The sequence below is a fragment of the Bradyrhizobium tropiciagri genome (assembly GCF_018130505.1).
Taxonomy (GTDB): domain Bacteria; phylum Pseudomonadota; class Alphaproteobacteria; order Rhizobiales; family Xanthobacteraceae; genus Bradyrhizobium; species Bradyrhizobium tropiciagri_B.
On record NZ_JAFCKH010000005.1, the window covers coordinates 101,163 to 126,058 of the forward strand.

At 66.3% G+C, this 24,896-nt stretch carries 20 protein-coding genes; 13 read left to right on the forward strand and 7 right to left on the reverse strand.

Going from position 1 to position 24,896, the window contains the following annotated elements:
* Positions 1–151: 151 nt before the first annotated feature.
* The 7 genes from dnaN to JQ633_RS14165 all read left to right on the forward strand — a co-directional run bounded on the left by dnaN (position 152) and on the right by JQ633_RS14165 (position 9,142).
* Complete coding sequence (gene dnaN, locus JQ633_RS14135; RefSeq protein ID WP_211985652.1) at positions 152–1,270, forward strand: DNA polymerase III subunit beta; 1,119 nt, start codon at positions 152–154, stop codon at positions 1,268–1,270.
* Between the two features lie 75 nt (positions 1,271–1,345).
* Positions 1,346–2,482 (forward strand): DNA replication/repair protein RecF, encoded by a 1,137-nt coding sequence (gene recF, locus JQ633_RS14140; RefSeq protein ID WP_211985653.1) that lies wholly within the window; start codon positions 1,346–1,348, stop codon positions 2,480–2,482.
* Between the two features lie 229 nt (positions 2,483–2,711).
* The gene (gene gyrB / locus JQ633_RS14145; RefSeq protein ID WP_211985654.1) at positions 2,712–5,147 is read left to right on the forward strand and encodes a DNA topoisomerase (ATP-hydrolyzing) subunit B; all 2,436 of its coding nucleotides are present in this window, start codon (positions 2,712–2,714) and stop codon (positions 5,145–5,147) included.
* 31 nt (positions 5,148–5,178) lie between these two features.
* Positions 5,179–6,471, forward strand: coding sequence for a UDP-N-acetylglucosamine 1-carboxyvinyltransferase (gene murA, locus JQ633_RS14150; RefSeq protein ID WP_211985655.1), 1,293 nt, complete (start codon positions 5,179–5,181; stop codon positions 6,469–6,471).
* A gap of 149 nt (positions 6,472–6,620) precedes the next feature.
* Positions 6,621–8,015 carry an MATE family efflux transporter gene (locus JQ633_RS14155; RefSeq protein ID WP_211985656.1) on the forward strand — a complete coding sequence of 465 codons (1,395 nt, stop codon included), beginning with the start codon at positions 6,621–6,623 and terminating at the stop codon, positions 8,013–8,015.
* Entirely contained in the window at positions 8,012–8,482 is a 471-nt protein-coding gene (locus JQ633_RS14160; protein WP_211985657.1) for a DUF2867 domain-containing protein, read from the forward strand. Before JQ633_RS14155 ends, JQ633_RS14160 begins: the two co-directional genes overlap by 4 nt.
* 3 nt (positions 8,483–8,485) lie before the next feature.
* Entirely contained in the window at positions 8,486–9,142 is a 657-nt protein-coding gene (locus JQ633_RS14165) for a 2-hydroxychromene-2-carboxylate isomerase (protein WP_211985658.1), read from the forward strand.
* Positions 9,143–9,149: 7 nt separating this feature from the next.
* Here JQ633_RS14165 and JQ633_RS14170 read toward each other — a convergent pair whose 3' ends face one another.
* Positions 9,150–10,289, reverse strand: a complete 1,140-nt coding sequence (locus tag JQ633_RS14170; protein ID WP_211985659.1) for an FUSC family protein — start codon at positions 10,287–10,289, stop codon at positions 9,150–9,152.
* Between the two features lie 132 nt (positions 10,290–10,421).
* Between JQ633_RS14170 and JQ633_RS14175 the strand changes: the two genes are divergently transcribed.
* Entirely contained in the window at positions 10,422–11,792 is a 1,371-nt protein-coding gene (locus JQ633_RS14175; protein ID WP_211985660.1) for an MmgE/PrpD family protein, read from the forward strand.
* Between the two features lie 208 nt (positions 11,793–12,000).
* On the opposite strand, the gene JQ633_RS14180 is transcribed toward JQ633_RS14175, so the two are convergent.
* The 4 genes from JQ633_RS14180 to JQ633_RS14195 form a co-directional block, all read right to left on the reverse strand.
* Entirely contained in the window at positions 12,001–12,291 is a 291-nt protein-coding gene (locus JQ633_RS14180) for a DUF1330 domain-containing protein (RefSeq protein ID WP_211985661.1), read from the reverse strand.
* A 127-nt stretch (positions 12,292–12,418) separates the two neighbouring features.
* Positions 12,419–13,846, reverse strand: a complete 1,428-nt coding sequence (locus tag JQ633_RS14185) for a serine hydrolase domain-containing protein (RefSeq protein WP_211985662.1) — start codon at positions 13,844–13,846, stop codon at positions 12,419–12,421.
* A 339-nt stretch (positions 13,847–14,185) separates the two neighbouring features.
* Positions 14,186–15,247: a helix-turn-helix domain-containing protein gene (locus JQ633_RS14190; RefSeq protein WP_211985663.1), complete on the reverse strand. Its 1,062-nt coding sequence runs from the start codon at positions 15,245–15,247 to the stop codon at positions 14,186–14,188.
* Between the two features lie 53 nt (positions 15,248–15,300).
* Positions 15,301–15,876, reverse strand: coding sequence for a GNAT family N-acetyltransferase (locus tag JQ633_RS14195; RefSeq protein WP_211985664.1), 576 nt, complete (start codon positions 15,874–15,876; stop codon positions 15,301–15,303).
* Positions 15,877–16,039: 163 nt separating this feature from the next.
* Between JQ633_RS14195 and JQ633_RS14200 the strand changes: the two genes are divergently transcribed.
* The 4 genes from JQ633_RS14200 to JQ633_RS14215 all read left to right on the forward strand — a co-directional run bounded on the left by JQ633_RS14200 (position 16,040) and on the right by JQ633_RS14215 (position 21,325).
* Positions 16,040–16,957: a pirin family protein gene (locus JQ633_RS14200; protein WP_211985665.1), complete on the forward strand. Its 918-nt coding sequence runs from the start codon at positions 16,040–16,042 to the stop codon at positions 16,955–16,957.
* 85 nt (positions 16,958–17,042) lie between these two features.
* The gene (locus JQ633_RS14205) at positions 17,043–17,957 is read left to right on the forward strand and encodes a phosphoribosylaminoimidazolesuccinocarboxamide synthase (protein ID WP_211985666.1); all 915 of its coding nucleotides are present in this window, start codon (positions 17,043–17,045) and stop codon (positions 17,955–17,957) included.
* 283 nt (positions 17,958–18,240) lie between these two features.
* Entirely contained in the window at positions 18,241–19,047 is an 807-nt protein-coding gene (locus JQ633_RS14210) for a crotonase/enoyl-CoA hydratase family protein (RefSeq protein WP_211985667.1), read from the forward strand.
* Positions 19,048–19,126: 79 nt separating this feature from the next.
* Positions 19,127–21,325, forward strand: coding sequence for an SLC26A/SulP transporter family protein (locus JQ633_RS14215; RefSeq protein WP_211985668.1), 2,199 nt, complete (start codon positions 19,127–19,129; stop codon positions 21,323–21,325).
* Between the two features lie 345 nt (positions 21,326–21,670).
* Here the strand turns inward: JQ633_RS14215 and JQ633_RS14220 are convergent, their stop codons facing one another.
* Both JQ633_RS14220 and JQ633_RS14225 read right to left on the reverse strand, forming a co-directional pair.
* A complete protein-coding gene (locus JQ633_RS14220) occupies positions 21,671–23,041 on the reverse strand; it encodes an NAD(P)/FAD-dependent oxidoreductase (protein WP_211985669.1) in 1,371 nt (456 codons plus the stop codon).
* Positions 23,042–23,095: 54 nt separating this feature from the next.
* Positions 23,096–23,797, reverse strand: a complete 702-nt coding sequence (locus tag JQ633_RS14225; protein ID WP_211985670.1) for a GntR family transcriptional regulator — start codon at positions 23,795–23,797, stop codon at positions 23,096–23,098.
* A 130-nt stretch (positions 23,798–23,927) separates the two neighbouring features.
* Here JQ633_RS14225 and JQ633_RS14230 point away from each other — a divergent pair, with 130 nt between their 5' ends.
* Positions 23,928–24,827 (forward strand): amino acid ABC transporter substrate-binding protein, encoded by a 900-nt coding sequence (locus JQ633_RS14230; RefSeq protein ID WP_211985671.1) that lies wholly within the window; start codon positions 23,928–23,930, stop codon positions 24,825–24,827.
* The last annotated feature ends 69 nt before the right edge of the window (positions 24,828–24,896 follow it).

Genomic DNA, 24,896 nt, shown 5'->3' on the forward strand with positions numbered 1-24,896 from the left:
CTTGCGCCCGGTCGCCATCCGCGCCACCTTGCGGTCCCCCCGTGGGTTTGATCAAATCCGAACTTGATCCGGCTTTCGGGTTTCAAATGCCGCGGTGCTGCCGAAAACGGCCGCCCGGCTTCTCCATCTGAGGGATCTGGCGGGTATTGCAATGAAGGTCACCGTCGAGCGCGCGCAACTCCTGAAATCGCTGGGTCACGTTCATCGCGTGGTCGAGCGCCGCAACACCATCCCGATCCTCGGCAATGTCCTGATCCGCGCCGAAGGCAGCCAGCTGTCGCTGAAGGCGACCGACCTCGATCTCGAGGTGACGGAAACGCTGGCTGCGGAGACCGGAACCGCCGGCTCGACCACCGTACCTGCACACATGTTTTACGACATCGTCCGCAAGCTGCCCGACGGCTCGCAGATCGTGCTGGAGGCCGACGGCGACCGCTCGGTGCTGGCGGTCAAGGCCGGCCGCTCACGCTTCACGCTGCAGACGCTGCCCGAGAGCGATTTCCCCGACCTTGCCGCCGGCGACATGACGCATTCGTTCTCGCTGCCGGCCTCCGACATCAAGCGCCTGATCGACCGCACCCAGTTTGCGATCTCGACCGAGGAGACCCGCTACTACCTCAACGGCATCTATCTGCACTCCGCCGGCACCGCCAAGGCCGCGACCCTGCGCGGCGTCGCCACCGACGGCCACCGCCTGGCGCAGATCGACCTCACGCTGCCGAAGGGCGCAACCGGCATGCCCGGCGTGATCGTGCCGCGCAAGACCGTCGGCGAGGTGCAGCGGCTGATCGAGGACGGCGAGGCCGAGATCTCGATCGAGCTGTCGCAGGGCAAGATCCGCTTCTCGCTCGGCAATGTGGTGCTGACTTCGAAGCTGATCGACGGCACCTTCCCGGATTACGGCCGCGTCATTCCGCAGAACAACGACAAGGAACTGGTGGTCGACAAGAAGGACTTCGAGGCCGCCGTCGACCGCGTCTCGACCATCTCCAGCGAGCGCGGCCGCGCCGTGAAACTGGCGCTGTCCGCCGGCAAGCTGGTGCTCTCGGTCACCAACCCGGATTCCGGCAGCGCCACCGAGGAGATCGAGGTCGAGTACGCCTCCGATGCGCTCGATATCGGCTTCAACTCGCGCTATCTGCTCGACATCGCCGCCCAGATCGAAGGCGAAGTCGCCGTGCTGAAGCTCGCCGACCCTGGCTCGCCGACGCTGGTCCAGGACAAGGACAACAAGGGCGCGCTCTACGTGCTGATGCCGATGCGGGTGTGACGCACTTCTCTTCGCGCGCACCAGCACTAAATTGCGTCGTGGCCGGGCATGCCTGCCCGGCGATGACGAGCTGACATGACCCCGTCCCGCATTCACCGCCTGTCGCTAACGCATTTCCGCAACTACCGGGCGGCGACGCTGCAGGTCGGGGGCGACATGGTGGTGCTGGTCGGGCCGAACGGTGCCGGCAAGACCAATTGCATGGAGGCGGTCTCGTTGCTGTCGCCAGGCCGCGGCCTGCGCCGTGCGACACTGGAGGACATCGCCGACAACCAGGGCAACGGCTCCTGGGCGGTGTCGGCGGAAGTCGAGGGCGCGCTGGGCCTTGCGACGCTCGGCACCGGCATCGATGCGCCGACCGGCGAGGCCGGAACCACGCGGCGTTGCCGCATCGACCGCGAGCCGGTGAGCTCGGCGACGGCGTTCGGCGATCACCTGCGCATCGTGTGGCTGACGCCGTCGATGGACGGCCTGTTCATGGGCGCGGCCTCGGAGCGGCGGCGCTTCTTCGACCGCCTGGTGCTGGCGATCGATTCCGAGCATTCCAGCCGGGTCTCGGCGCTGGAGCGTTCGCTGCGCTCGCGCAACCGGCTGCTCGAAGTGCGCAACTATGACGACCATTGGTGTGACGCGATCGAGCGCGAGACTGCGGAGCTTGCGGTTGCGGTTGCCGCATCGCGCGGCCAGACCGCGGCGAAGCTCGCATTGATGCTGCGCGAGCGCGGCGCGGCATCGGCGTTTCCCTCCGCCGAGATCGCGCTCGACGGCTGGATGGAGAATGCGCTGCTTGCGGAGCCCGCCACCGCGGTGGAAGACCGCTACCGCGAGATCCTGCGCGCCAGCCGCCCGCGCGATGCCGCCGCCGGACGCACGCTCGACGGCCCGCATCTGACCGACCTGCGCGTGGTCTACGCTCCAAAGAACATGCCGGCGCGCGACGCCTCGACCGGCGAACAAAAGGCGCTGTTGATTGGCCTCGTGCTGGCGCACGCCACGATGGTCGCGGAGATGACCGGCATCGTGCCGCTGCTGCTGCTCGACGAGGTCGTCGCCCATCTCGATCCCGGCAGGCGCAAGGCGCTGTTCGACGAACTGGCAAAGCTCGGCGCGCAAGTCTGGATGACCGGCGCCGATCCCGCCGCATTCGCCGACATCGGTCCGACCGGCGAGATTTTCGACGTCGAGTCCGGCCGCGCCACGCGGCGCGGCTGAGGCCGCGGAACAGCCCATCAACTGTGCCAAAATCTGCTCGCGAATCGGGCTTTTCAGAGCTCCCGGAATCGGCCTTCGGGCACCTTGAAAAAGTGCTAAAAAATCCCATCTCTTCAATAGTTTGTGGAGACAGACTTTGCGCTAGGCGCAACTCCTCTTTCATGGCACAAATAGCGTAATCAGCGCCTCATATTGCGCAGCTGATTCGGGACATCCTCGAAGGCCTCACATGACAGAACCTGCCCGGCAGACCCCTGCCGAATCCGAGCATCCCATTCCGGCCGAATATGGTGCGGAATCGATCCGGGTGCTGAAGGGCCTCGACGCCGTACGCAAGCGGCCCGGCATGTATATCGGCGACACCGATGACGGTTCCGGCCTGCACCACATGGTCTACGAGGTCGTCGACAACGCGATCGACGAGGCGCTGGCAGGCCATGCCAGCCGCGTGCTGGTCACTCTCAACGCCGACAATTCCGTCACCGTGTATGACGACGGCCGCGGCATTCCGGTCGACATCCACAAGGGCGAAGGCATCTCTGCGGCCGAGGTCATCATGACCCAGCTGCATGCCGGCGGCAAATTCGACCAGAACTCCTACAAGGTGTCCGGCGGTCTGCACGGCGTCGGCGTCTCCGTGGTCAACGCGCTGTCGAGCAAGCTCGAGCTGCGGATCTGGCGCGACGGCAAGGAGCATTACATCGAGTTCGCCCATGGCGACGCCGTCGCACCGCTTCGCGTGGTCGGCGAGGCGCCGGGCAAGCGCGGCACCGAGGTCACCTTCCACGCCGCGGTCGAGACCTTCAAGAACGTCGAATACGACTTCGCGACGCTCGAGCATCGCCTGCGCGAGCTCGCGTTCCTCAATTCCGGCGTCAACATCGTGCTGTCCGACATGCGCCACGCAGTCGAGAAGCGCGAGGAGATGCACTATTCCGGCGGCGTCGAGGAGTTCGTCAAATATCTCGACCGCAACAAGAAGGCGATCGTGCCCGCCCCGATCATGGTGCGCTCGGAGGCCAACGGCATCGGCGTCGAGGCCGCGCTGTGGTGGAACGACAGCTACCACGAGAACGTGCTCTGCTTCACCAACAACATCCCGCAGCGCGACGGCGGCACCCATCTGGCCGGCTTCCGCGGCGCGCTGACGCGCCAGGTCAACGGCTATGCCGAGGCCAATGCGAAGAAGGAAAAGATCGCACTGACCGGCGATGATTGCCGCGAAGGCCTCACCGCGGTGCTGTCGGTGAAGGTGCCGGACCCGAAATTCTCGTCGCAGACCAAGGACAAGCTGGTGTCCTCGGAGGTTCGACCGGTGGTCGAGAACGTCCTCAACGAGGCGCTCGCCGCCTGGTTCGAGGAGAACCCGAAGGAAGCCAAGGAGATCGTCGGCAAGGTGATCCAGGCTGCCGCGGCCCGCGAAGCTGCGCGCAAGGCCCGCGAGCTGACACGCAAGAGCCCGCTCAGCGTCTCCTCGCTGCCCGGCAAGCTCGCCGACTGCCAGGAAAAGGATCCGGCGAAGTCCGAACTGTTCATCGTCGAGGGCGACTCGGCCGGCGGCAGCGCCAAGCAGGGCCGCAACCGCGAGTTCCAGGCAGTGCTGCCGCTGCGCGGCAAGATCCTCAACGTCGAGCGCGTCCGGCCCGACAAGATGCTGTCGTCCGAGCAGATCGGCACGCTGATCACGGCGCTCGGCACCGGCATCAGCGACGACTTCTCGGTCGACAAGCTGCGCTATCACAAGATCATCGTGATGACCGACGCCGACGTCGACGGCGCCCATATCCGTACGCTGCTGCTCACCTTCTTCTACCGCCAGATGCGCGAGATCATCGACGGCGGCTATCTCTACATCGCCCAGCCGCCGCTCTATAAGGTCTCGCGCGGCAAGTCCGAGCAGTATCTGAAGGACGAGCGGGCGCTCGAGGATTATCTGATCTCGACCGGGCTCGACGAATGCGTATTCAAGCCGGCCTCCGGCGACGACCGTTCCGGCCGCGACCTGTTGTCGCTGGTTGAGGATGCCCGCATCATCCGCTCGGTGCTGCGCAATCTGCACAGCCGCTACAACCGCAAGGTCATCGAACAAGCGGCAGTGGCGGGCCTGTTTGGACGCGACATCTACTCCGACCTCGCGAACGCCAGCGCCGCCGCAGAATACATGGCGCACCGGCTCGACGCCCAGGCCGACGAGGTCGAGCGCGGCTGGACCGGGCGGTTCGTGGAAGGTCAGGGCTTTGTCTTCGAGCGCACCGTTCGCGGCGTGAAGGATGTTGCCGTCATCGACGATGCCTTCCTCGGCTCCGCGGATGCGCGCAAGCTGCACGAGTACCGCGAGAAGCTCCAGGACGTCTACGCGCGCCCTGGTAAGCTCCGCCGCAAAGACAGCGAGACGGTCATCTACGGCCCGGTCGGCCTGTTCGAGGCGGTGACCGATTCGGCCCGCAAGGGCGTCACTCTGCAGCGCTATAAAGGTCTCGGCGAGATGAACCCCGAGCAGCTCTGGGAAACCACGCTGGATGCCAACGAGCGCTCGCTGCTGCAGGTAAAGGTCAAGGAGGTCGACGAGGCCGACGATATCTTCACCAAACTGATGGGTGACGTGGTAGAACCGCGCCGCGACTTCATCCAGGAACACTCGCTGAGCGCCACGATCGATATCTAAACCGACTTTCTAATATGGGGCCTGTTTCCGCGTGCCGCCGATCCAGTACATCGTAGAAGGCGGCCGCCGGCTCTCCGGCACCATCGAGCCGTCCGGCAACAAGAATTCCGCGCTGCCGATCATCGCGGCGGCACTCCTGACCGAACACCCGGTCACGCTGACCAACGTGCCGCGCATCCGCGACACCGAGACGCTGGTCGAGTTGTGCCGCTCGGTAGGCGCCGCCGCCGAATGGACCGAGCGCAATACGCTTGCGATCCAGGCCAAGGAGATCCGCGCCGCCGATCTCGATCCCGAACTGTGCGCGCGCATCCGCGCCTCGATCCTGCTGGCTGGCCCCCTGCTCGCCCGCTGCGGCGAGGTCGCGCTGCCGCCGCCCGGCGGCGACGTGATCGGCCGCCGTCGTCTCGACACGCACTTTCTAGCGTTCGAGCAGCTCGGCGCCACCGTGACCGCGACGCACCGGCTCGAATTCCGCGCCTCGCGCCTGAAGGGCGCCGACGTGTTCCTCGACGAGCCCAGCGTCACTGCGACCGAGAACGCGCTGGTGGCCGCGGTGGCCGCCCGCGGCACCACCTATCTGCGCAACGCGGCTTCCGAGCCGCATGTGCAGGACCTCGCCAATTTCCTGGTGGCGCTCGGCGCCAAGATCGAGGGTATCGGCACCAACACCATCATCGTGCACGGCCCGGCGACGCTGGGCGGCGCGAGCTACGCGATCCAGCCCGACCATATCGAGGTGGGGTCACTGATCGGGCTTGCCGCGGTGACGCGCTCGCCGCTGCGCATCGCACGCGCCGGCGTCGAGCATCTGCGCTCGATCCGGATGGGTTTCGAGCGGCTCGGCATCGTCTGCGGCGTCGAGGGCGACGATCTTGTCGTGCCGTCGAACCAGACCATGAAGATCCACGACGATTTCGGCGGCCATGTCCCGAAGCTCGAGGACCAGCCCTGGCCGGCCTTCCCGGCCGACCTGATGTCGATTGCGATCGTGACCGCGACGCAGTGCGACGGCGTCATCCTGATGCACGAGAAGATGTTCGAGTCGCGGATGTTCTTCGTCGACAAGCTGATCGCGATGGGCGGGCGGATCGTGCTGTGCGACCCGCATCGCGCGATCGTCGCCGGCCCGAGTCGGCTGCGCGGCGCGCCGATGACCTCGCCTGACATCCGCGCCGGCATGGCCATGCTGCTCGCTGCCGTCTGCGCCGAGGGCACCTCGACCATCAACAACGCCGACCAGATCGAGCGCGGCTATGAGCGGATCGAGGAGCGGCTCAACGGCCTCGGCGCCAAGATCAAGCGGATCCCGGCACGAAGTTGATCCGGGCAAGATCCGGAAAAGTGTGACGCGGTTTTCCGGTCGGACCATGCTCAAACAACAACCCGGAACGTGACAATCTCTGCGTGAGATCGTCACGTTTGGGCAGCTTGGCCATGCTTTTGGCCTGCTTGGCGTGCTAAACGTTCCCCATGACCTGCATCGACAAGGTTGAACCGGCCGCGCCTGCGGCCGTCGCGGTGTCTCGCAACCTGCTCACGGCCGAGCTTGCGGAAACGCTGAAGCTCGCCGTGCCGCTGGCGCTGACGCAGCTCGGGCAGATCGCGATGATGACGACCGACCTCGCCTTCATCGGCCGTCTCGGCAGCGAGGCGGTGGCCGCCGCGGCGCTGGCGCATACCGTGTTCTTCGTCAGCTTCACCATCGGCATGGGCATGGTCTCGGCGGTGTCGCCGCTGGCGGCGCAGGCGTTCGGGGCGCACGACCCGCGCATGTTGCGGCGCGCGCTGCGCGTCGGCCTGTGGGCCGGCTTCTTCATGGTGCTGCCGCTGATGGCCCTGCCGTTCCAGGGCGAGCGCATCCTGCTCGCGCTCGGCCAGGCCCCGGCCGCGGCGCATCTCGCGCAACAATATCTGTTCGGGCTCGCCTGGGGCATCCTGCCGGCGCTGTGGTTCATCGCGCTGCGCGGCTTCATGAGCGCGGTCAACCGGCCCGAGCCGGTGCTGTGGATCACGCTGGCGGCGATCCCGGCCAATGCGCTGATGGTCTATCTGCTGCTCTACGGCAAATGGGGCATGCCCGAGCTCGGCCTGTTCGGCGCCGGACTCGCAACCACCCTCGTCAATCTCGGCACGTTCGTCGCCGCCGCGTGGTTCTGCGCCCGGCGCCGCCCGTTCCGCAAGTATCACGTGTTCGCCCGCGTCTGGCGCCTCGACTGGCCGCTGCTGGGCAAGCTGGTCGCGGTCGGCGCCCCGATCTCGCTGGCGTTCCTGCTCGAATACGGCCTGTTCGGCGCCGCCGGCCTTTTGATGGGCCTGATCAGCACCACGGCGCTGGCGGCGCACCAGATCGCGCTGCAGATCGCCGCGATCCTGTTCATGGTGCCGTTCGGCGTCAGCATGGCCGCGACTGTGCGGGTCGGCCACGCGGTCGGCCGCCGCGACGCCGATGCGGTGCGGCGCGCCGGCTATGTCGCGGTCGCGCTCAGCGCCGTCTTCATGAGCGTGATGACGCTTGCGGTGATCCTGGCGCGCTTCGAGATCGCCGCGCTGTTCCTCGGCGAGGCCAGCGACACCACGGCGCAGCTCACCGCGGCACTGCTGATGATCGGCGCGACCTTCTTCATCGCCGACGGGATGCAGACCACCACCGCCGGCGCGCTGCGCGGCATGAACGACACCCAGGTGCCGCTGCTGTTCGCCGTCATCAGCTACTGGCTGATCGGCTTCGCATCGGCCTGTGCACTCGCATTCCTGGTCAAGCTCGACGCGGCCGGTGTCTGGATCGGGCTGTCGCTCGGGACCGCGGTCTATGCGACCCTGCTGATCTTGCGCTTCCGGCTGCTGGCGCGCAAACTCGCCGTATGAAGGTCGACGAGGTCACGCCGAACGTGGATTCCGCCGCGCTGCTTGCCGGCGCGCAGTTCGTCGACGCCTTCAGGATCGCGACCACCCGTCCGGGCCTCGACGCGCGGCATGCGGCCGAAGCGATGGTGGCGCGTCAGCCGCGCTGGATCGAATGGCTGATTGCCCTGCGCAACCTCCTGGTCGCGCCGTTCGGCCTGAAGACATCAGGCGCCGACGGCACGGCGCGCGACATGGTTTGGATATTTCCGGTCGTCAGCCAGACGCCGGAACGGCTGGTCGCGGGCTTCAACGACGAGCACCTGGATTTCCGGCTCGTGGTCGATGTCGCTGCCGCGGGGCCCGGGCGTAATGTGACGGCCACCACGCTGGTGCTGACCCATAACTGGTTCGGGCGCGCCTATCTCGCGGTCATCATGCCGTTCCATCGCCTGATCGTGCCGGCGATGTTGCGGAAGGTCGGAGACTAGCCCGTGGCGCTACCGGTCGATCTGTTCTTCTCTTTCCGCAGCCCCTACAGCTATCTGGCGTTGCCGAAGACGCTCAAGATGGCCGCCGACTACGATGTCGCGGTGAACCTGCGGCCGGTCTATCCGCTCGCGGTTCGCGTGCCCGGCTTCTTCAAGCAGACCAACCCGCAATTCGCCCGCTATGTCGTGCTGGATTCCAGGCGCGTCGCCCAGCACGACAACATCCCGTTCCGCTTTCCGCGACCGGATCCGATCGTGCAGGACATGACGACGCTCGACGTCGCCGAGCACCAACCCTACATCCATCGCCTGACCCGGCTCGGCGCGGCCGCGCAGATCGAGGGGCGTTCGCTCGCCTTCACCGCCGCGATCAGCCGCGTGCTGTGGGACGGCTCGGTGAAGGGCTGGAACGAAGGCGATCATCTCGCGCAGGCCGCGACCGCCGCCGGCTTCGATCTCGCCGCGATGGACGCGGCCGTCAGCGCGGACCCCGATCGTTACGAGGAAATCATCGCGGCCAACGAGGAGGCCCATGCCGCGTCCGGCCATTGGGGCGTGCCGACCTTCGTGTTCGAGAACGAACCGTTCTTCGGCCAGGACCGTATCGATCTCCTGATCTGGCGCATGGAGAGCAAGGGGCTCACCCGCCGCAACGCATAAGCCAACGTCACGCCGCCGTCTTCTCCGCGGCATCCTTCACGATCTTCTCCGAGGCGTCCGCGCTCGTGCACCAGTTGCCGTGGCAGCGCTTGAGGTCGTTCAGATTCTGCCGCATCTGCTCGAGCGAGAAGCCGAGTGCGTAGAAGCGCTCGGCGGCGTCGACCGGCAGGCCGCGGATCAGGCCGTCCCTGCGGACCGCGGCGACCTCCTCGCTGTAGGCGTGCAGCGCCGCGTCGACCGGCGCGATGTCGGCCGGGCCACTGCCGGCACGCAGCGCCGTCGCGACCGTCATCATATAGGTCACAATCGCCTTGCTGATTTCGGCCAGCGGCCGCGCCAGCCTCGCCTGGATCTCCGCCGGCAGCGGCACGACGCAGGCGCGCCCGATCATCACAACGTCATGCCGCAGCCGCTGGATCGTCCGCAGCAGAGGACCGGTGTCCGGCCCCGACGACAGATGCATCGAGCGTTCGCGCTCGGCCTCGAGGCCGGTCGCGTGCAGGTTGGTCACCGCCGTGCCGATGCCATCCTGGATCCGATGCAGCGCATCGTTGTCGAGACCGCGCGTCAGGCCGGCGAGCAGTTCAGCGAACGCCGCCGAGAGCAGCTCGAGCAGTTTCGAGCCATTGACCCGGATCTGGCTGACGGCACGCGACGGCAGCACCAGGAACGAGACCGCAAGCCCGGTGAGCGCGCCGACCGTGACCTCGAGGACGCGATCGATCGCCGAATCCAGCGGATTGGTGTGGTGCATCGTCGGCAGCAGCAGCACGATCACCGCGGTCACCGTCGCCGAGCTCAGGCTCGGATTGAGCGCCGCGATGAAGGCCAGCGGCACGATGGCAAGGACGAGCAGCGCCAGGAGACTGCCCTCGCCGGAATGCGGGATCAGCACCGCGAGCGCGCCGCCATAGACGGCGCCGCCGATGGTGCCGAGCATGTAGTCGCGCGTCGCCTTCAGCGAACGGCCGACGCTCATTTGCGTCACGATCAGCGAGGTCAGCACCGCCCAGAGCGGCAGCATCAAATTCAGCGCCAGGGCGATGGTATAGGCCGCGACCCCCGCGGACGCGATCCGGACCGCCAGCGCCAGCTGGGTTTTGCGGGCCCAGACCTGGTCGAATATGCGTTTTGCGAAGGTGCTCATGCGGCGAGATCCGGAATCAAGCGAAAAGCCCGTGTTACATAGTGTGCAGCATGGCTGCTGCCCGCGGCGGCAAGGCGGCTTGAACGGTCCCGGCCGCCCGCCTACCCTGCGCCGCAAAATTGAGGAAACACGATGGCCCACGAAACCGCAACGCTCGCCGCTTATGTTGCCGACCTGAAATACCAGGACATCCCGCTGGAGGTGCTGGAGCGCGCCAAGGTGCTGACGCTGGATTTCCTCGGCAGCACCATCCGCGCCAGCCGCGACGCGGAATCGACGCCGTCGCTGATGAAGATGCTCCAGGCGCTGGCGCTCGACGGCAAGGGCGAGGCCACCGTGTTCGGCGACACCAAGACCTGGACCCCCGCGGTCGCCGCGCTGCTCAACGGTGCGCTCGGCCATTCACTTGATTTTGACGACACCCACGCCGATTCCTCACTGCATCCGAGCGCACCGGTGGTGCCGGCCGCGTTCGCGGTCGGCGAGATGGTCGGCGCCTCCGGCCGCGACGTGCTGACCGCGATCGTCGCCGGCTATGAAGTGTGCTGCCGGCTCGGCAACGCGCTCGACCCGACCTCGCATTACGCCCGCGGCTTCCATCCGACCGCGACCGCCGGCACCTACGGCGCCGCGGCGGCGGCCGGCAAGTTGTTCGGGCTGTCGGCGGAGCAGCTCGTCTCCGCCTTCGGCGTTTCCGGCAGCCAGGCGGCGGGCTCGCTGCAGTTCCTGGTCAATGGCGCTTGGAACAAGCGCTACCAGGTCGGCGCCGCCGCGATGAACGGCGTGATCGCCGCGACGCTGGCGCGCAACGATTTCGTCGGCTCGACCGAGGCGGTCGAGGGCAAGCACGGCCTCCTGGTCGGCTACAGCGACGATGCGCATCCGGACAAGGCAGTCGCCGGGCTCGGCAGCACCTACGAGACCATGAAGATCGGCGTGAAGCCGTATCCGAGCTGCCGCTACACCCATGCCGCGATTGACGCGCTGATCGCGATGCGGCGCGAGCACAATCTGACACCGGACCAGATCAAGAAGGTCGAGGTCGGCCTGCACCGCAACGGCATCACGCTGACCGGCGACGCCGCCACCAAGCGGCACCCGACCTCGGTGGTCGGCGGCCAGTTCTCGATGTTCTTCACCGGCGCGATCGCGCTGGATCAAGGCCGCTTCGGCTGGGACGATTACGAGCGGCTCGGCGATGCGGCGATCGACGCGCTCGCCGACAAGTTCGACGTGGTGCAGGACGACCGGCTCGAGGTCGGCCGCACCCACCCGTTCGGCGCCCGCGTCTCCATCACCACCGATGACGGCACCCATGAGCGTCTCTACGCCGATCCCTCGGGCGAGCCGACCTCGTTCCCCGACGCCGCAGCGATGCAGCAGAAGTTCCTGACGCTGGCCCGCCCGGTGCTCGACAAGCGCGCCGACCAACTCGCAGACGCGATCCTGACGCTGGAGCGCTTCGACCGCGTGGAGCAGGCGACGCAGCTCGGACGGCAGTAGCGGAGCCACGCATTGGGTGTCGTCCCCGCTTTCGCAGGGACGACAGCGAGTGTCGTTTCGCTTTGCTCGCCAAACAACGCGCTGTCATCACCCGGCTTGACCGGGGGTGATCCAGTATTCCAGAGACGATTGTGATTGAACCGAGACGCCGCGGCGTACTGGATCGCCCGGTCAAGCCGGGCGATGACAGCGGAGAATGGGGCCGCGCCTACTCGGCGCCATCGATGATCACAAAATCCCCATCCGAATATTTCTGCCGGATCGCTTTCGCTGCCTGGTATTCGGGGCATGTGTAGCATTCCATCGCGGTGGCGCGGTCCTTGAACTCGATGACGAAATTGCGCTGGCGGGTGGCGCCTTCCATCACCTCAAAAGGTCCGTTGCGCACGATGAAATTGGCGCCGTATTTCTCGAACACGGGGATTGCTGCGGCCAGATATTCGGGATAGCGCGCTTCGTCGTGAACCGTGACATGCACGATCCAGTAGGCCTTTGGCATGATGGTCTCCTGCTGACGCGATCGCAGAACCGCGCCGCATTCAAAAGATGCGACGCGGCATCAATAAATTCCTGAGACCGGGATTCAATTCACGATCGCGCGGGTTGTCCGCCCTATGGAGCTTCGCTCAATTTCCGCCCGCCAGCTTCGCGCTGCCTGACGTCGCCGCAACGACATCGCGGACCAGATCGAACACACCGTCGGCTGCCGGCGGCGCGTTGGGCGAGCGGCCGAGGCGGACGATGACGAGGTGCTGCGACGGCACGATGATGACGTACTGCCCGATCGTGCCCTTGGCGTAGAACGCATCGCGCGGCCAGCCGTGCTCCTTGCGGTAGCTCGCGCCAAAGCTGTCGCCGAGATTGGTCCAGAAGCCGGCGCCGTAACCGACCCAGGCGTTCGGCGTCGGCGATGCGGAATATTTCACCCAGCCTTCGGGGAGGATGCGCTTGCCGCCGACAACGCCGTCGTCGAGGTAGAGCTGGCCGAACCGCGCCCAGTCGCGCGCGCTCGCCAGCATTTGGCTCGATCCTTCCGGCGTTCCCGCCGCGTCGAACTCGATCGTCACGCTGCGCATGCCGAGCGGATCGAACAATTCGCGGCGCGCGAAACGCATCACGTCGGCCGCCCGCCCGCCGGCCGCGTTGCGGATCAGATGCGAGAGGACGGCGAAATTGCCGTCGTTGTAATTCCAGACGCGGCCGGGTGCGCTTTCCAGCGGAACGCCTTCGGCGAACGCCGCCATATCCGGCTCCATGAACTTCATCTGGTTGACCGGCTCGAGCACTGAGGCCAGCGAGGCCTGCAGCGAGCTGCCGATCGCGAGCCCCGCGGTGTGCCGCAGCAGTTGATCGACGGTGATGACGTGCCGCGGGTCGTCCGGATTTCTCCACGCCGCGATCGGCACCGGCTGATCGACCGTCAGCCGGCCGTCGCGCACCAGGATGCCTGTCAGCGCCGAGATCACCGACTTGGTCGCGGAGAAGCCGAGCAGCGGCGTGTCGACGCCGACGCCGTCGGCATAACGCTCGGCGACGATGCGGCCATCCTTCAACACCACGATCGCGCGGGTGCGGCGGAACGGCGGCTCCGCCGGCTCGGCGAAGGCACGATCGAGCGCCGCAGCGAGTTGCGGGCTCTGCGGCGCGACCACGGAAGGTCCCGCGATCTCGGGCAGCAGCGCCGCTTGCGGCCGCGCCGGCGGCAACGGGCCATCGGCCGGCGCCACGCCATGATCGAGCATGCAGCCGAGCCCCTCGCGGTAGATGGCATGGCTGCGGCCGAGGCCGAGCAGGGTGACCGTGACATCCTTGCGCGCGCGGTCGACCTGATAATCCATCGCCCAGGTGATGAGCCTCACCCCCGGCATCGCCGCCGTGGTCTCGGAGAAGATCCGTGCGGGTTCGAGCCCGCTGACGAAGGTTTCCGAGCACAGGATGTTGGCGAGAAAGCCGGTCGCGACCTTGGGCACGTCACGGGCGCGGGCGGCGGTGAGTGCCAGCGCGCTGAGCGCAGTGGTGGCGGCGAGGATGAGAATGAGCTTTCGACGGGTCACGGGGTCCTCCGGTTGGCGCGATGGGCGCTTGGCGGGAGGAAGCCGTGAGGGACGTCGAGATGCTCGTCGGATTTGGAAATTGGCTGGTCGAAGGTTGAACGAGCCTCGCCGATTTTGGAATTACTGTGCAGTTACATGCATTTGCCGAAATGCTGCCTCTTCCCTTCCCCCCTTGTGGGAGAAGGTGGCGCGGACGCAGTCCGCGACGGATGAGGGGTCTCTATCCGCGGAGAAATACCCCTCACCCGGCTTCGATGCTTCCGCATCGAAGCCACCCTCTCCCACAAGGGGAGAGGGTGCAGCGGAGCAAGGGGTGGGAACCGAGCGCCGGAGCGTCCCTTACGCCGCACTCGCCTTCAGCTTCCGATACTCGGTCGGCGTCACGCCCGTCGTGGCCTTGAAGGCGCGGTTGAAGGGGCCGAGCGACTGGAAGCCGGCGTCCATGGCGATGGTGATGACGGGGACTTCGGCCTGGGCGGGATCGGCGAGCGCGGCCTTGGCCTCCTCGATGCGGTGGTTGTTGAGGAAGACGTTGAAGTTGCGATAGCCGAGCCGCTGGTTGATCAGCCGCCGTAGGCGATACTCGGGAATCTTCAGCCGGGTCGCCAGCGTGCCGATGGTGATGTTGTCGTGGCGGTAGATGCGCTCATCCGCCATCAGCCGCATCAGGGCGTCGACCAGCTTGCGGTCGGCGGCGTCCTCCGCCGCGGCCGGCGCCACGTTGGCGACAACCGGCTCGGCCGGCGCGGCGAACAGGTCCGCGCCATCGACGCGCATCATCGCCCAAGTGATGGCCGCGACGATGGCGACGAGCACCGCCATGTTGAGCACGTTGGCCCACTCCACGGTCACGCGGCTGCCGGCATAGGCGATCTGCAGCAGCGCGTTCATTCCGCCGTACAGCGCAGAGGCCGCGACGACGAAGACCCGGACACGGCGGCGGCGCTCGACCAGATCCGCCGACCATGATCCGATGGTCTGCGCCACGGCAAGCGCAATGAAGACGAGCACCAGCAAATTGACCGCGGTGATCGCCGCCTGCGCGTGGCCGCCCGGCGCGATCCACATGCAATTGACGAAGCTGAACGCCGTGACCGCGGCCCAGATCAGGCCGTGCCACCAGCGCAGGGCGAAGGCGTCATCGAACAGCGCGCGGGTGAACAGCCAGAACACCACGATGTCGCCGGTGGCGAGCGCGATCAGCGGCGCGTGCCAGGCCGAGACCGGCGGCCCGGCGCCGATCGACGCGGTCACCGCATGCGCGGCCGCGCCCAGCGCGAAGGCGATCACCAGCCGCCCCGCCAGCACGTTGCGGAAATCTGCGAACATCGACGCCGCAAGCACCAGCAGCAGCGTCACGGCGGCGGCGCGCAGGCAGAGTTCGGTTGCGGCCAATGTCATCGGTCGAAAGGATCTCCGGGTCAGCCGAACAATCGTCGCTCAGACGGGGTTTTTCAAGCCGGATCGCTGCGCCAAAGCTGGCGCGTCGTGACCCAGATATCGACGATATCGCCCTCGAGCTTGCCGGGCCCTTCGTTCACTGCGCCGAGCCGCTGCGCCACCGCCTGCGAGGCGATGTTGTCCGGATCGATGCAATGGATGATGCGATCGACGGTGAAATTGGCGAACACGAAATCGATCGCGGCGCGCGCCGCCTCCACTGCATAGCCTTGGCCGCGGCACTCCCGGGCGATGCCCCAGCCGACTTCAAAGCCCGACCAGCCCGGCGGATAATATGGACCGACGCGGCCGATATAGCGGCCGGAGGATTTCTCCTCGACCGCGAACATGCCGAAACCATGCAGCGCCCAGTGCCCTGAGATCACGGCGGCGTTGCGCCAGCCCTTCAACTCAGATGTCACCGGCTGGTGATCCGGCGTGATGAAGCGCGCGGTCTCGGGATCGGACAGCATCCTCGTGTTGTCGGCGATATCCGACGCACGCCACGGCCTCAGAATGAGGCGCGCGGTCTCGATCACGGGACCATCGACCTGCAGCAGTCTTGCGTCGGGCTTGAACAGAGAAACCATCACCGCCTCCGGTTTCCAGGATTATGCTGATGTCATCAGACGCACGCCAGAGCCGAACATTCCACCGTCGTCTCGGCTCGCGCTTCGCTTGGCCGGGACGACGGATAGAGAGTATGATCGCGGCAAGAGAGTACAATTCGGCAAGACTGCAAGGAGTTCTCCCATGAGCTGGCAACCCTCCACCGATCCCGAACTCGGCGATCCCAGGACCTGCGACGCGCTGGAGCTGATCATCGTGCCGCGCACCCGCGATCTCGGCGACGGCTTTGCGGTGCGCCGCGCGCTGCCGCACGGCAAGCGGCAGATGGTCGGCCCGTTCATCTTCTTCGATCATTTCGGCCCGGTGCAATACCTTGCCGGCAAGGGCATGGACGTGCGGCCGCATCCGCATATCGGGCTTGCGACGGTCACCTATCTGTTCGACGGCAGCATCATGCATCGCGACAGCGAGGGCAACATCCAGGAGATCCAGCCCGGCGCGATGAACCTGATGACCGCGGGCCGCGGCATCGCGCATTCCGAGCGCACCCCCGACGTGCAGCGCCGCGACGGCCAGAAGATGCTGGGACTGCAGAGCTGGATCGCCCTGCCCGCCGGCAAGGAAGAGATCGCGCCGTCGTTCCAGCATTATGCGGCGGGCGATCTGCCGATGATCTCCGAACGCGACTTCACCGCGCGCGTGATCGCCGGCTCGGCGTTCGGGATCACCTCGCCGGTCAGCATGGTGTCGCCGTGGTTCTATACCGAAGTAACAGCGCAGGCCGGCACGTCCCTGCCGCTCGACCCCGACCACGAGGAGCGCGCGATCTACCTCGTCGAAGGCGAGGTCGAGATCGCGAGCGAGCGCTACGAGGCGCCGCGGCTTTTGATCTTCCGGCCCGGCGACCGCATCACCGTGAAGACGCTGCGGCCGACGCGCATGATGTTCCTCGGCGGCGACGCGCTGGAGGGGCCCCGGCACATCTGGTGGAATTTCGTCTCGTCCTCGAAGGAGCGGATCGAGCAGGCCAAACAGGACTGGAAAACCGGGCGGTTCGCCCAGGTTCCGCACGAACACGAGTTCATTCCGCTGCCGGAGTGAGCTATTTCGTGTGATAATTCCCGGCCGCCCGCGCGACGTGCGCGGGCGGCCGCTTTTAAAAGACCACGCCCGGAAAGACGATGCCATGACCGCGATGCGAACCAGCGACCTGCCCCTGCCCAAGATCGGAAGCGGCAAGGTGCGCGATATCTACGCGGTCGGCGATGACCGCGTGCTGCTGCTCACCACCGACCGCATCTCGGCATTCGACGTGGTGATGGCGGAAACCATCCCGATGAAGGGCGCGGTGCTGACGCAAATCAGCGCCTGGTGGTTCCGGCAACTCGAAGCCACCGTGCCACATCACATGATCAGCGCCGACGCCGACGAGATCATCCGCGACGTGCCCGCACTGAAGGACCATCGCGCCGACATTCTCGGACGCGCGATGCTGTGCAAGCGGACCACGGTGTTTCCGATCGAATGCGTGATCCGCGGCTACATCTCCGGCTCGGCGTGGAAGGAATATGCAGCCGATGGCACGCTCGCGGGCGAGAAGCTGCCGGCGGGCATGGTCGAGAGCCAGAAGCTCGAGCCGGCGATCTTCAGCCCGGCGACCAAGGCCGAAACCGGTCATGACGAGAACATCACGGTGGCGCGCGTGCGCGAGATCGTCGGCGCCGATGTCTCGGCGACGCTGGAGAAGATGGCGCGCGACGTCTACGGCTATGGCGAGCAGACCAGCCGCGCCCGCGGCATCATCATCGCGGATACCAAGTTCGAATTCGGCCGCGACAAGGATGGCCGCATCATCCTGATCGACGAGGTGATGACACCGGATTCGTCGCGCTTCTGGGCGGTCGACGCCTACAAGCCCGGCCAGCCGCAGCCGAGCTTCGACAAGCAGCCGCTGCGCGACTATCTCGACACCGAACGCCGCGCCGGCCGCTGGAACGGCGACGCCCCCGCCCCGCCGCTGCCCGCGAGCGTGGTGGACGCGACGAGCAAGCGTTATCTGGAAGCGTATCGCCGGGTCACGGGGATGGAGCTGAAGGTTTAGCCGCCCGAATCGTATCCGACCTATCACCGTCACCCTGAGGAGCGCGCTCTCGCGCGCGTCTCGAAGGGTCGACGGCCCGGCTGGTGGCCGATGCATCCTTCGAGACGCCGCTTCGCGGCTCCTCAGGATGACGGGGAAAGAGTGTGCTCGCCTCGCATTGGTCAACGGCTCAGCGTGCGACCCTATGGAATTTCGGCCGTCGTTGCGGACCGCCTTATAACAGCGCAACATTCTCCCCGTCATTCCGGGCTCGCTTCGGAAAGACGAGAAAGGGGAGCGCACCATGTCCGACACCGAAACCGTGCTTGTCGAGCGCGACGGGCCGATCACCATCGTCTCCATCAACCGTCCGCACAACCGCAACGCCGTCGACGGCGCGACCGCACGTAAACTGTACGATGCGTTCCTCGCTTTCGACGCCGATGCGAGCGCGTCGGTTGCCGTGTTCACCGGCACCGGCGGCTATTTCTGCGCCGGCGCCGATCTCAAGGCGGTGGCGGCGGGCGATCCGAACAAGAAGCGCGAGATCGGCGGCCACGATACGATCGCGCCGATGGGGCCGAGCCGGCTGCGGCTGTCAAAGCCGGTGATCGCCGCGATCGAGGGCTTTGCGGTCGCTGGCGGCATGGAGCTCGCGCTGTGGGCCGACATGCGCGTCGTCGCGGAGGATGCGACCTTCGGCGTGTTCTGCCGCCGTTTCGGCGTGCCGCTGATCGATCTCGGCACCATCCGCCTGCCGCGGCTGATCGGCCATTCGCAGGCGATCGACCTGATCCTCACCGGGCGCCCGGTGAGCGGTCCCGAGGCGCATCGCATGGGGCTTGCCAACCGGCTGGTGCCGAAGGGCGAGGCGCGCGCGCACGCGATCGCGCTGGCGAAGGATATCGCCCAATTCCCGCAAAACTGCCTGCGCGCCGACCGCCTTTCGGCACTGCGGCAATGGGATCTCGAGGAGGAAGAGGCGATCAGGAACGAGATGCGCGGCGGGCTCGAGGTGATCGCCTCGGGCGAGACGCTGTCCGGCGCGGCGCGCTTTGCCTCCGGCATCGGCCGGCACGGCGCGTTCGGCAATGAGGGCGGCCACGGCTGAGGCGATCGCAAGATTCCTGTTGTCGTGCCGTACCGCGGTCGTCTACCACTGACGGCAGAATTTTCAGGGCACTGATTTCGTGATCGGCCGATCGCTCTATTTCGGCTCGCGGACGCGGCGGGCCATCAACGATGTGCTTGGTGGAAGCGCGGCAAGCGTCCTCAGCATCACGTTCGGCCTGTCCTATGCGCTGCTGGTGTTTGCCGGCCCGCTGTCGCCCTTTCTGTCCTATGGCGTGGCGGCGACCTTCATCAGCACGGCGCTGCTCGCGGCCGTGATCGCGCTCGGCAGCTCGCTGCCGTTTGCGATTGCCGGCCCCGACAGCTCGACCGCTGCGGTGATGGGAATCCTGGCGGCCTCGCTGGTCGAGCGCATGATCGCGATCGATCCGTCGGCGCCGCTGCTCGCGCCGGTGCTGATCACGCTCGGCCTGTCGACGATCATCACCGGATTCGTGATGTGCGGCCTCGGACTGACGCGGATGGGCCGCGCGATCCGTTACGTGCCTTATCCGGTGGTCGGCGGCTTCCTCGGCGCCACCGGACTTCTGATCGTGCTGGGCGCGATCCGGGTCATCACCGGAAATTCCCTGCACTTCGACACGCTGCCGCTGTTCGCGAACCTCGTCACCATCCTGGAACTGAGCGCGGCCGCCGCGATGGCGCTGGTGCTGTATCTGACCTGGCACCGCTCGCGGACGGCGTTCGGCCTGCCGGTCATCCTGATCGGCGGCGTGATCGTCGCGCATCTGGCGTTCTGGATCACCGGCATCACGCCCGAGGAAGCCCGCCTGCTGGGCTGGACGTTCGAGCGGCCGCCGGGAGCGACCTTGATGCTGCCCTGGCACGCCGACGAGCTGAGGCGCTTTCCCTGGTCCATGGTTCCGGACCTGCTGGGCCATCTGGTCGCCGTGGTGTTCGTCACCGCCGCCTCGACGCTGTTCAACACCACCGGCGTCGAGGTCGCGGTGCATCGCGAGGCCAATCTGGAGCGCGAGCTCAACGTCACCGGCCTCGCCAACATCCTCGCCGGCGCGATGGCTTCCTATGCGGGCTGCATCTCGATCAGCCGCACCATCCTGAATTTCTCGACCGGCGGGCGGGGCCGCCTGTCCGGCCTGACCGCCGCGGCGGCGGCACTGCTGATGCTCGCGGTCGCGCCGCCGCTGCTCGGATTCATTCCGAAATTCGTGCTCGGCGGCCTCCTGCTCTATCTCGGCGCCGACCAGCTGCACAAATGGATCATCGAATCGCGCAAGCGGCTGTCGAAGACCGAATATATCTCCCTGCTCGCGATTATCGTCATCATCGTCGCCTGGGGATTCGTCCCCGGCATCCTGATCGGCGTGATCATCGGCTGCGCGACCTTTGCCTTGTCGGCGTCGCGGATCGAGGCGATCAAGTTCAGCTTCGACGGCTCCGAATATCGTAGTTCGCTCGACCGCTCGCGCGACGACCAGGACACGCTGCTGGCGCATGGCGGCAAGATCCGCGGCCTGACCTTGCAGAGCTATCTGTTCTTCGGCTCGGCCAACCGGCTCTACCAGCACGTCAAGGAGCTGCTGCAGCAGAATCCCGAGCTGCGCTACCTGCTGTTCGACTTCAAGCTCGTCACCGGCGTCGATTCATCGGCAGCCTACAGCTTCGCGCAGATCAAGCGCAGCGCGCATGAGGTCGGCGTCGAGCTGGTGCTGGTGCATCTGTCGGAGACGGCGGAGAAGGCGCTGCGCTCGAGCGACTTCATCACGGCAGGCGTCACCATCATCGACGAGCTCGATCACGCGCTGGAGTGGTGCGAGAACGGCATCATCGCGCAGCATCAGGATCTGGCGCTGGAGCAGGCCGATCTGCGCAGCTGGTTCACGCGCATCCTCGAAAGCGAGCACAGTGCCGACGAGCTGATCCGCCGCTGCCAGCGCATCGAGGTCGAGACCGACGAGATCATCGTGCGCGCCGGCGATCCTGCCGATTCCATGCACTTCATCCTCGACGGCCGCGTCGGCGTCATGGTGCCCGCCGATGACGGCCGCACCACGCGGGTGCGCAGCCTCGGCCGCTACACCACGATCGGCGAGATGGGGCTGGTCTCGCGCAGCCCGCGCAGCGCCACCATCCAGGCCGAGGTGGCGAGCGTGCTCTACGTGCTGAACGCGCACCAGTTCGACGCGATCAAGACCGAAGATCCCCAGCTCGGCCAGAAGCTGCTGACCTATTTCGTGTCGGTGATGGCGGAGCGGTTGGCGTTTGCCAACCGGACGATCGCGGTGCTGCGGCGCTGACACTGCGTAGCCCGGATGGAGCGTAGCGTAATCCGGGACGGCGCTCTCCGCGGATGAAGCGGCCCCGGATTTCGCTTCGCTTCATCCAGGCTACGGGGTGCGCCGGCAAAATGTCGAAGAACAACCCCATGCAAAGTAGCCGGGCTGCTGAGATTGGCCATGGCACCTTGACACGTCGGGCAACTCAGGGGTATTCTTCCAATATTCCGAAATCGGTAAGGCACCGTCGTCCAGGGGAAAGGGTGAGGTGCGTAGTCCGGATGGAGCGCAGCGCAATCCGGGACAGCGCTCTCCGCGGATGACGAGGCCCCGGATTTCGCTGCGCTCCATCCGGGCTACGAAGACTTACAGCAAGCCGCGGCTGGCGCTGGCTTCCAGTTCGTCCATCAACGCCTTGTCCTCGTAGCGCGCGAGCGAGAGGCTGTGGGCGAAGGCCGGCACAGGCGCCGCCACCACGGCGCGGGCGCAGAGATCGCCCGTGGCGCAGGCGCCCATCGTGCCATAGCCGGAGAGCGCGGTGGCGAGGAATACCCCGGGCGTCTTCGCCGCGCCGATCAACGGCCAGTTCTCCTTCGTCATCGGATAGTAGCCGCCGTAGTGCACGCGGTCGCGCGGCAGGGCGCCGAGATAGTGCGCGAGCCGCGGCTGCAGCCGGCTCGCCGCGCGCAGCACCACTTCGGGGAAATACGGGTTCAGCTCGGGCTCGCGGACCGGCGCGGTGGTCGTCTCGGTGTTGAAGGCCCAGCCGAGCTTGATCCACTCGCCGTGATCGCCGCCATCCGGCCGGCAATGGATACTGCCCGGCATCGGCTGCAGCAGGCGCGCGAACTCGGGCGCCGCGGCCAGCGCCTCGCGCTCGTCATCGGTCCAGGCCAGCGTCTGCCCGTCGAGATCGATCGCAAACGGCATGCGGCGGTCGACGGCGCGGTTGCGGTCGGCGAAGGCGATCTTCTGCTGCAGCACGTTGACGATCGGAAGATCTTCGCCGTGCATCGCCGCAACATGTGCGGCAAACGGCCCCGCGGCGTTGACGATGATATCGGCATTGATGGTCTGCGTTGCGCCACCGACGAGCACATCGACGGCGAAGCGATCGGCCTTGGCTATGCCGAGCACCTTGGCCTGCTGAAATTGCGCGCCCAACGGACGCATCGACTCCAGCATGTACTGGCCGAGTTGCTGGCCGCTGATGTCACCGGCCCGGCGGATATGCAGCGCAGTCGCAACCTCATGGTCGAAGGCCGGATAATGCGCCCGGATCAGGTCACGGCCGAGCAGGACGTCAACGCCATCGGGCGCGGTCTGCCAATCCGCCGAGTGCGGCGGCACATAGCCGCGGCTCGATCCTTCGTGCAGGCGGATCAGCCTCGCGGCGGCGTCGCCGTAGCCGGCATGCAGTTGCTGCAAGAGTTCTTCCGGCTTCTCATCGCGCGTCACCAGCAGATAGCCGCGCCGCGTCATGTGGATGCGATTGTCGCTGGCGTGCGCGATCTGCTCCATCAGGTCGGTGGAGTGGTTGGTGAAGTCGGCCATCGTCGGATGCGGCCACCAGTTGCGGTAGTTCTCGCCAGACTGCGCGGAGGTCAACGCCATCGGCTGTCCCTCGTCGACGATCAGAAGGCGCGAGCGCTTGTGCTCGGTGGCGAGGTAATAGGCCGTGGCGATGCCGACGATGCCAGCACCGATCACCAGGATTTCGACGTCATTGGTCTTCACGCGCACTCTCCTGCGGCCCGCGCCGGGGCCGCGATGATTTAATTTGGCCGTCGATCAGACCGGGCGTTCCGGGCCGGCATCCCGCAACGCCTGACGCTGCGCCGATCGCAGCGTCTTCTGCGTCTCCTCGATATGATCGCGCAGCAGCCGCACGGCCTTCTTGGCCTCACCGTCGCGGCAGAATTCGAGCAGCCGGTAATGCTCGCGCTGCGGACGCTCCTTGCCGGTCGCCTGCGACACCAGCGCGCGCGTGAACCGGCTGACATGGCCGTAATTCGCCTCGATCATCCCGAGCAGGCGGGGGCGGTTGCACGGCGCGTAGAGCGTGGCGTGGAATTTCCAGTTGAAGGCACCCCATTGCGCCGGATCGGGCGCGGCGTCGTAGGCACGGAGGATTTTCGTGGCTTCGTCGAGATCGATCTCGCCCATCGCCGGGATCGCCAGCCGCAGGGCGTGGCATTCGAGCGCGATGCGGATCTCGAGCAGCTCGATCACCTCGTCGATGGACAGGTCGGAGACCACGGCGCCGCGGTTGGGCAGGAAGGTCACGAAGCCTTCGGCCTCGAGCTGTCGCAGCGCCTCGCGCACCGGGATACGGCTGGTGCCGAACCGTTCGGCGAGCTCGTCCTGCCGTAACTGGATACCAGGGGCGAGTTCGCCTGAGCTGATCGCGGCCCGCAGGGCCTCGCGCACGGCCTCCGGCGCGGAGCCGTGGGCTCCGGCGGGTCGACTGCTGACGGCGGTTCCAGGTTCCATCCGGCTACTCCCTCGCGCCAAGGTATCCAGTGGTATCATGATTGTATAAAATCGATTTGCCGATTATGCAATGCTGTGTATAAAATCTGGATACATTGTATCCGATTCCTGTCGCGCGACGGAGCATTCGATGAAACAAGCCGCGAAACATTTGATTCTACTGACATTTCTTGCCGCTCTCGCGGTTGCTCCGGCCCACGCCCAGTCGCCCGGCGGCACGCTGGCCAAGATCAAGGACGCCGGCGAGATCCGGCTCGGCCACCGCGATATCTCGGTCCCGTTCTCCTATCTCGACGACAGCCAGAAGCCGGTCGGCTTTGCGATGGACCTCTGTGGGCGGATCGTCGATGCCGTGAAGGCCGAGCTCAAGCTGCCGTCGCTGCAGACCAGGCTGCAGCCGATCCAACTCTCTACCCAGATACCGCTAATCGAGAACGGCACCATCGACATCGTCTGCGGTCCGGCCACCAACACGCTGGAGCGGCAGAAGGTGGTCGCCTTCAGCAACACCATCTTCGTGTCGAGCATCCGCGCCGTGGTGCGCAAGGATTCGCCGATCAAGACCTTCGAAGACCTCAATGGCCGGCCGGTGTCGCTGACCTCGGGCTCGACCTCGATCGGACTGCTGACGGCGCGCGCCCAGGAGAAGAATTTCCAGACCAAGAACATCCTGACCGCCGATCACGCCGCATCGTTCCTGGCGCTGACCACCGGACGCAGCGACGCCTTCGTCATGGACGACATCCTGCTCGCCAGCCTGATCGCGGGCAGCGCCAACCCCGCCGACTGGCGCATCATCGACGACAGCCTGCGCACCGAGCCCTACGGGCTGATCATCCGCAAGGGCGATCCGGAGTTCAAGGCGCTGGTGGACGGGACGCTGACGGCGATGATGAAGGACAATGCGTTCGCGGAGCTCTACGCGAAATGGTTCATGCGCCCGATTCCGCCCAAGAACGTCAACCTGAATTTCCCGATGACGGCACCGCTGAAGGATGCGGTCGCGAAGCCGAACGACAAGGGCGTGTGACGCCAGCAAAAAGCCCGGCCTGATTCAACATTCAATCAGAGCGGGTTAGATGAGCTGACTCAAGGGCGC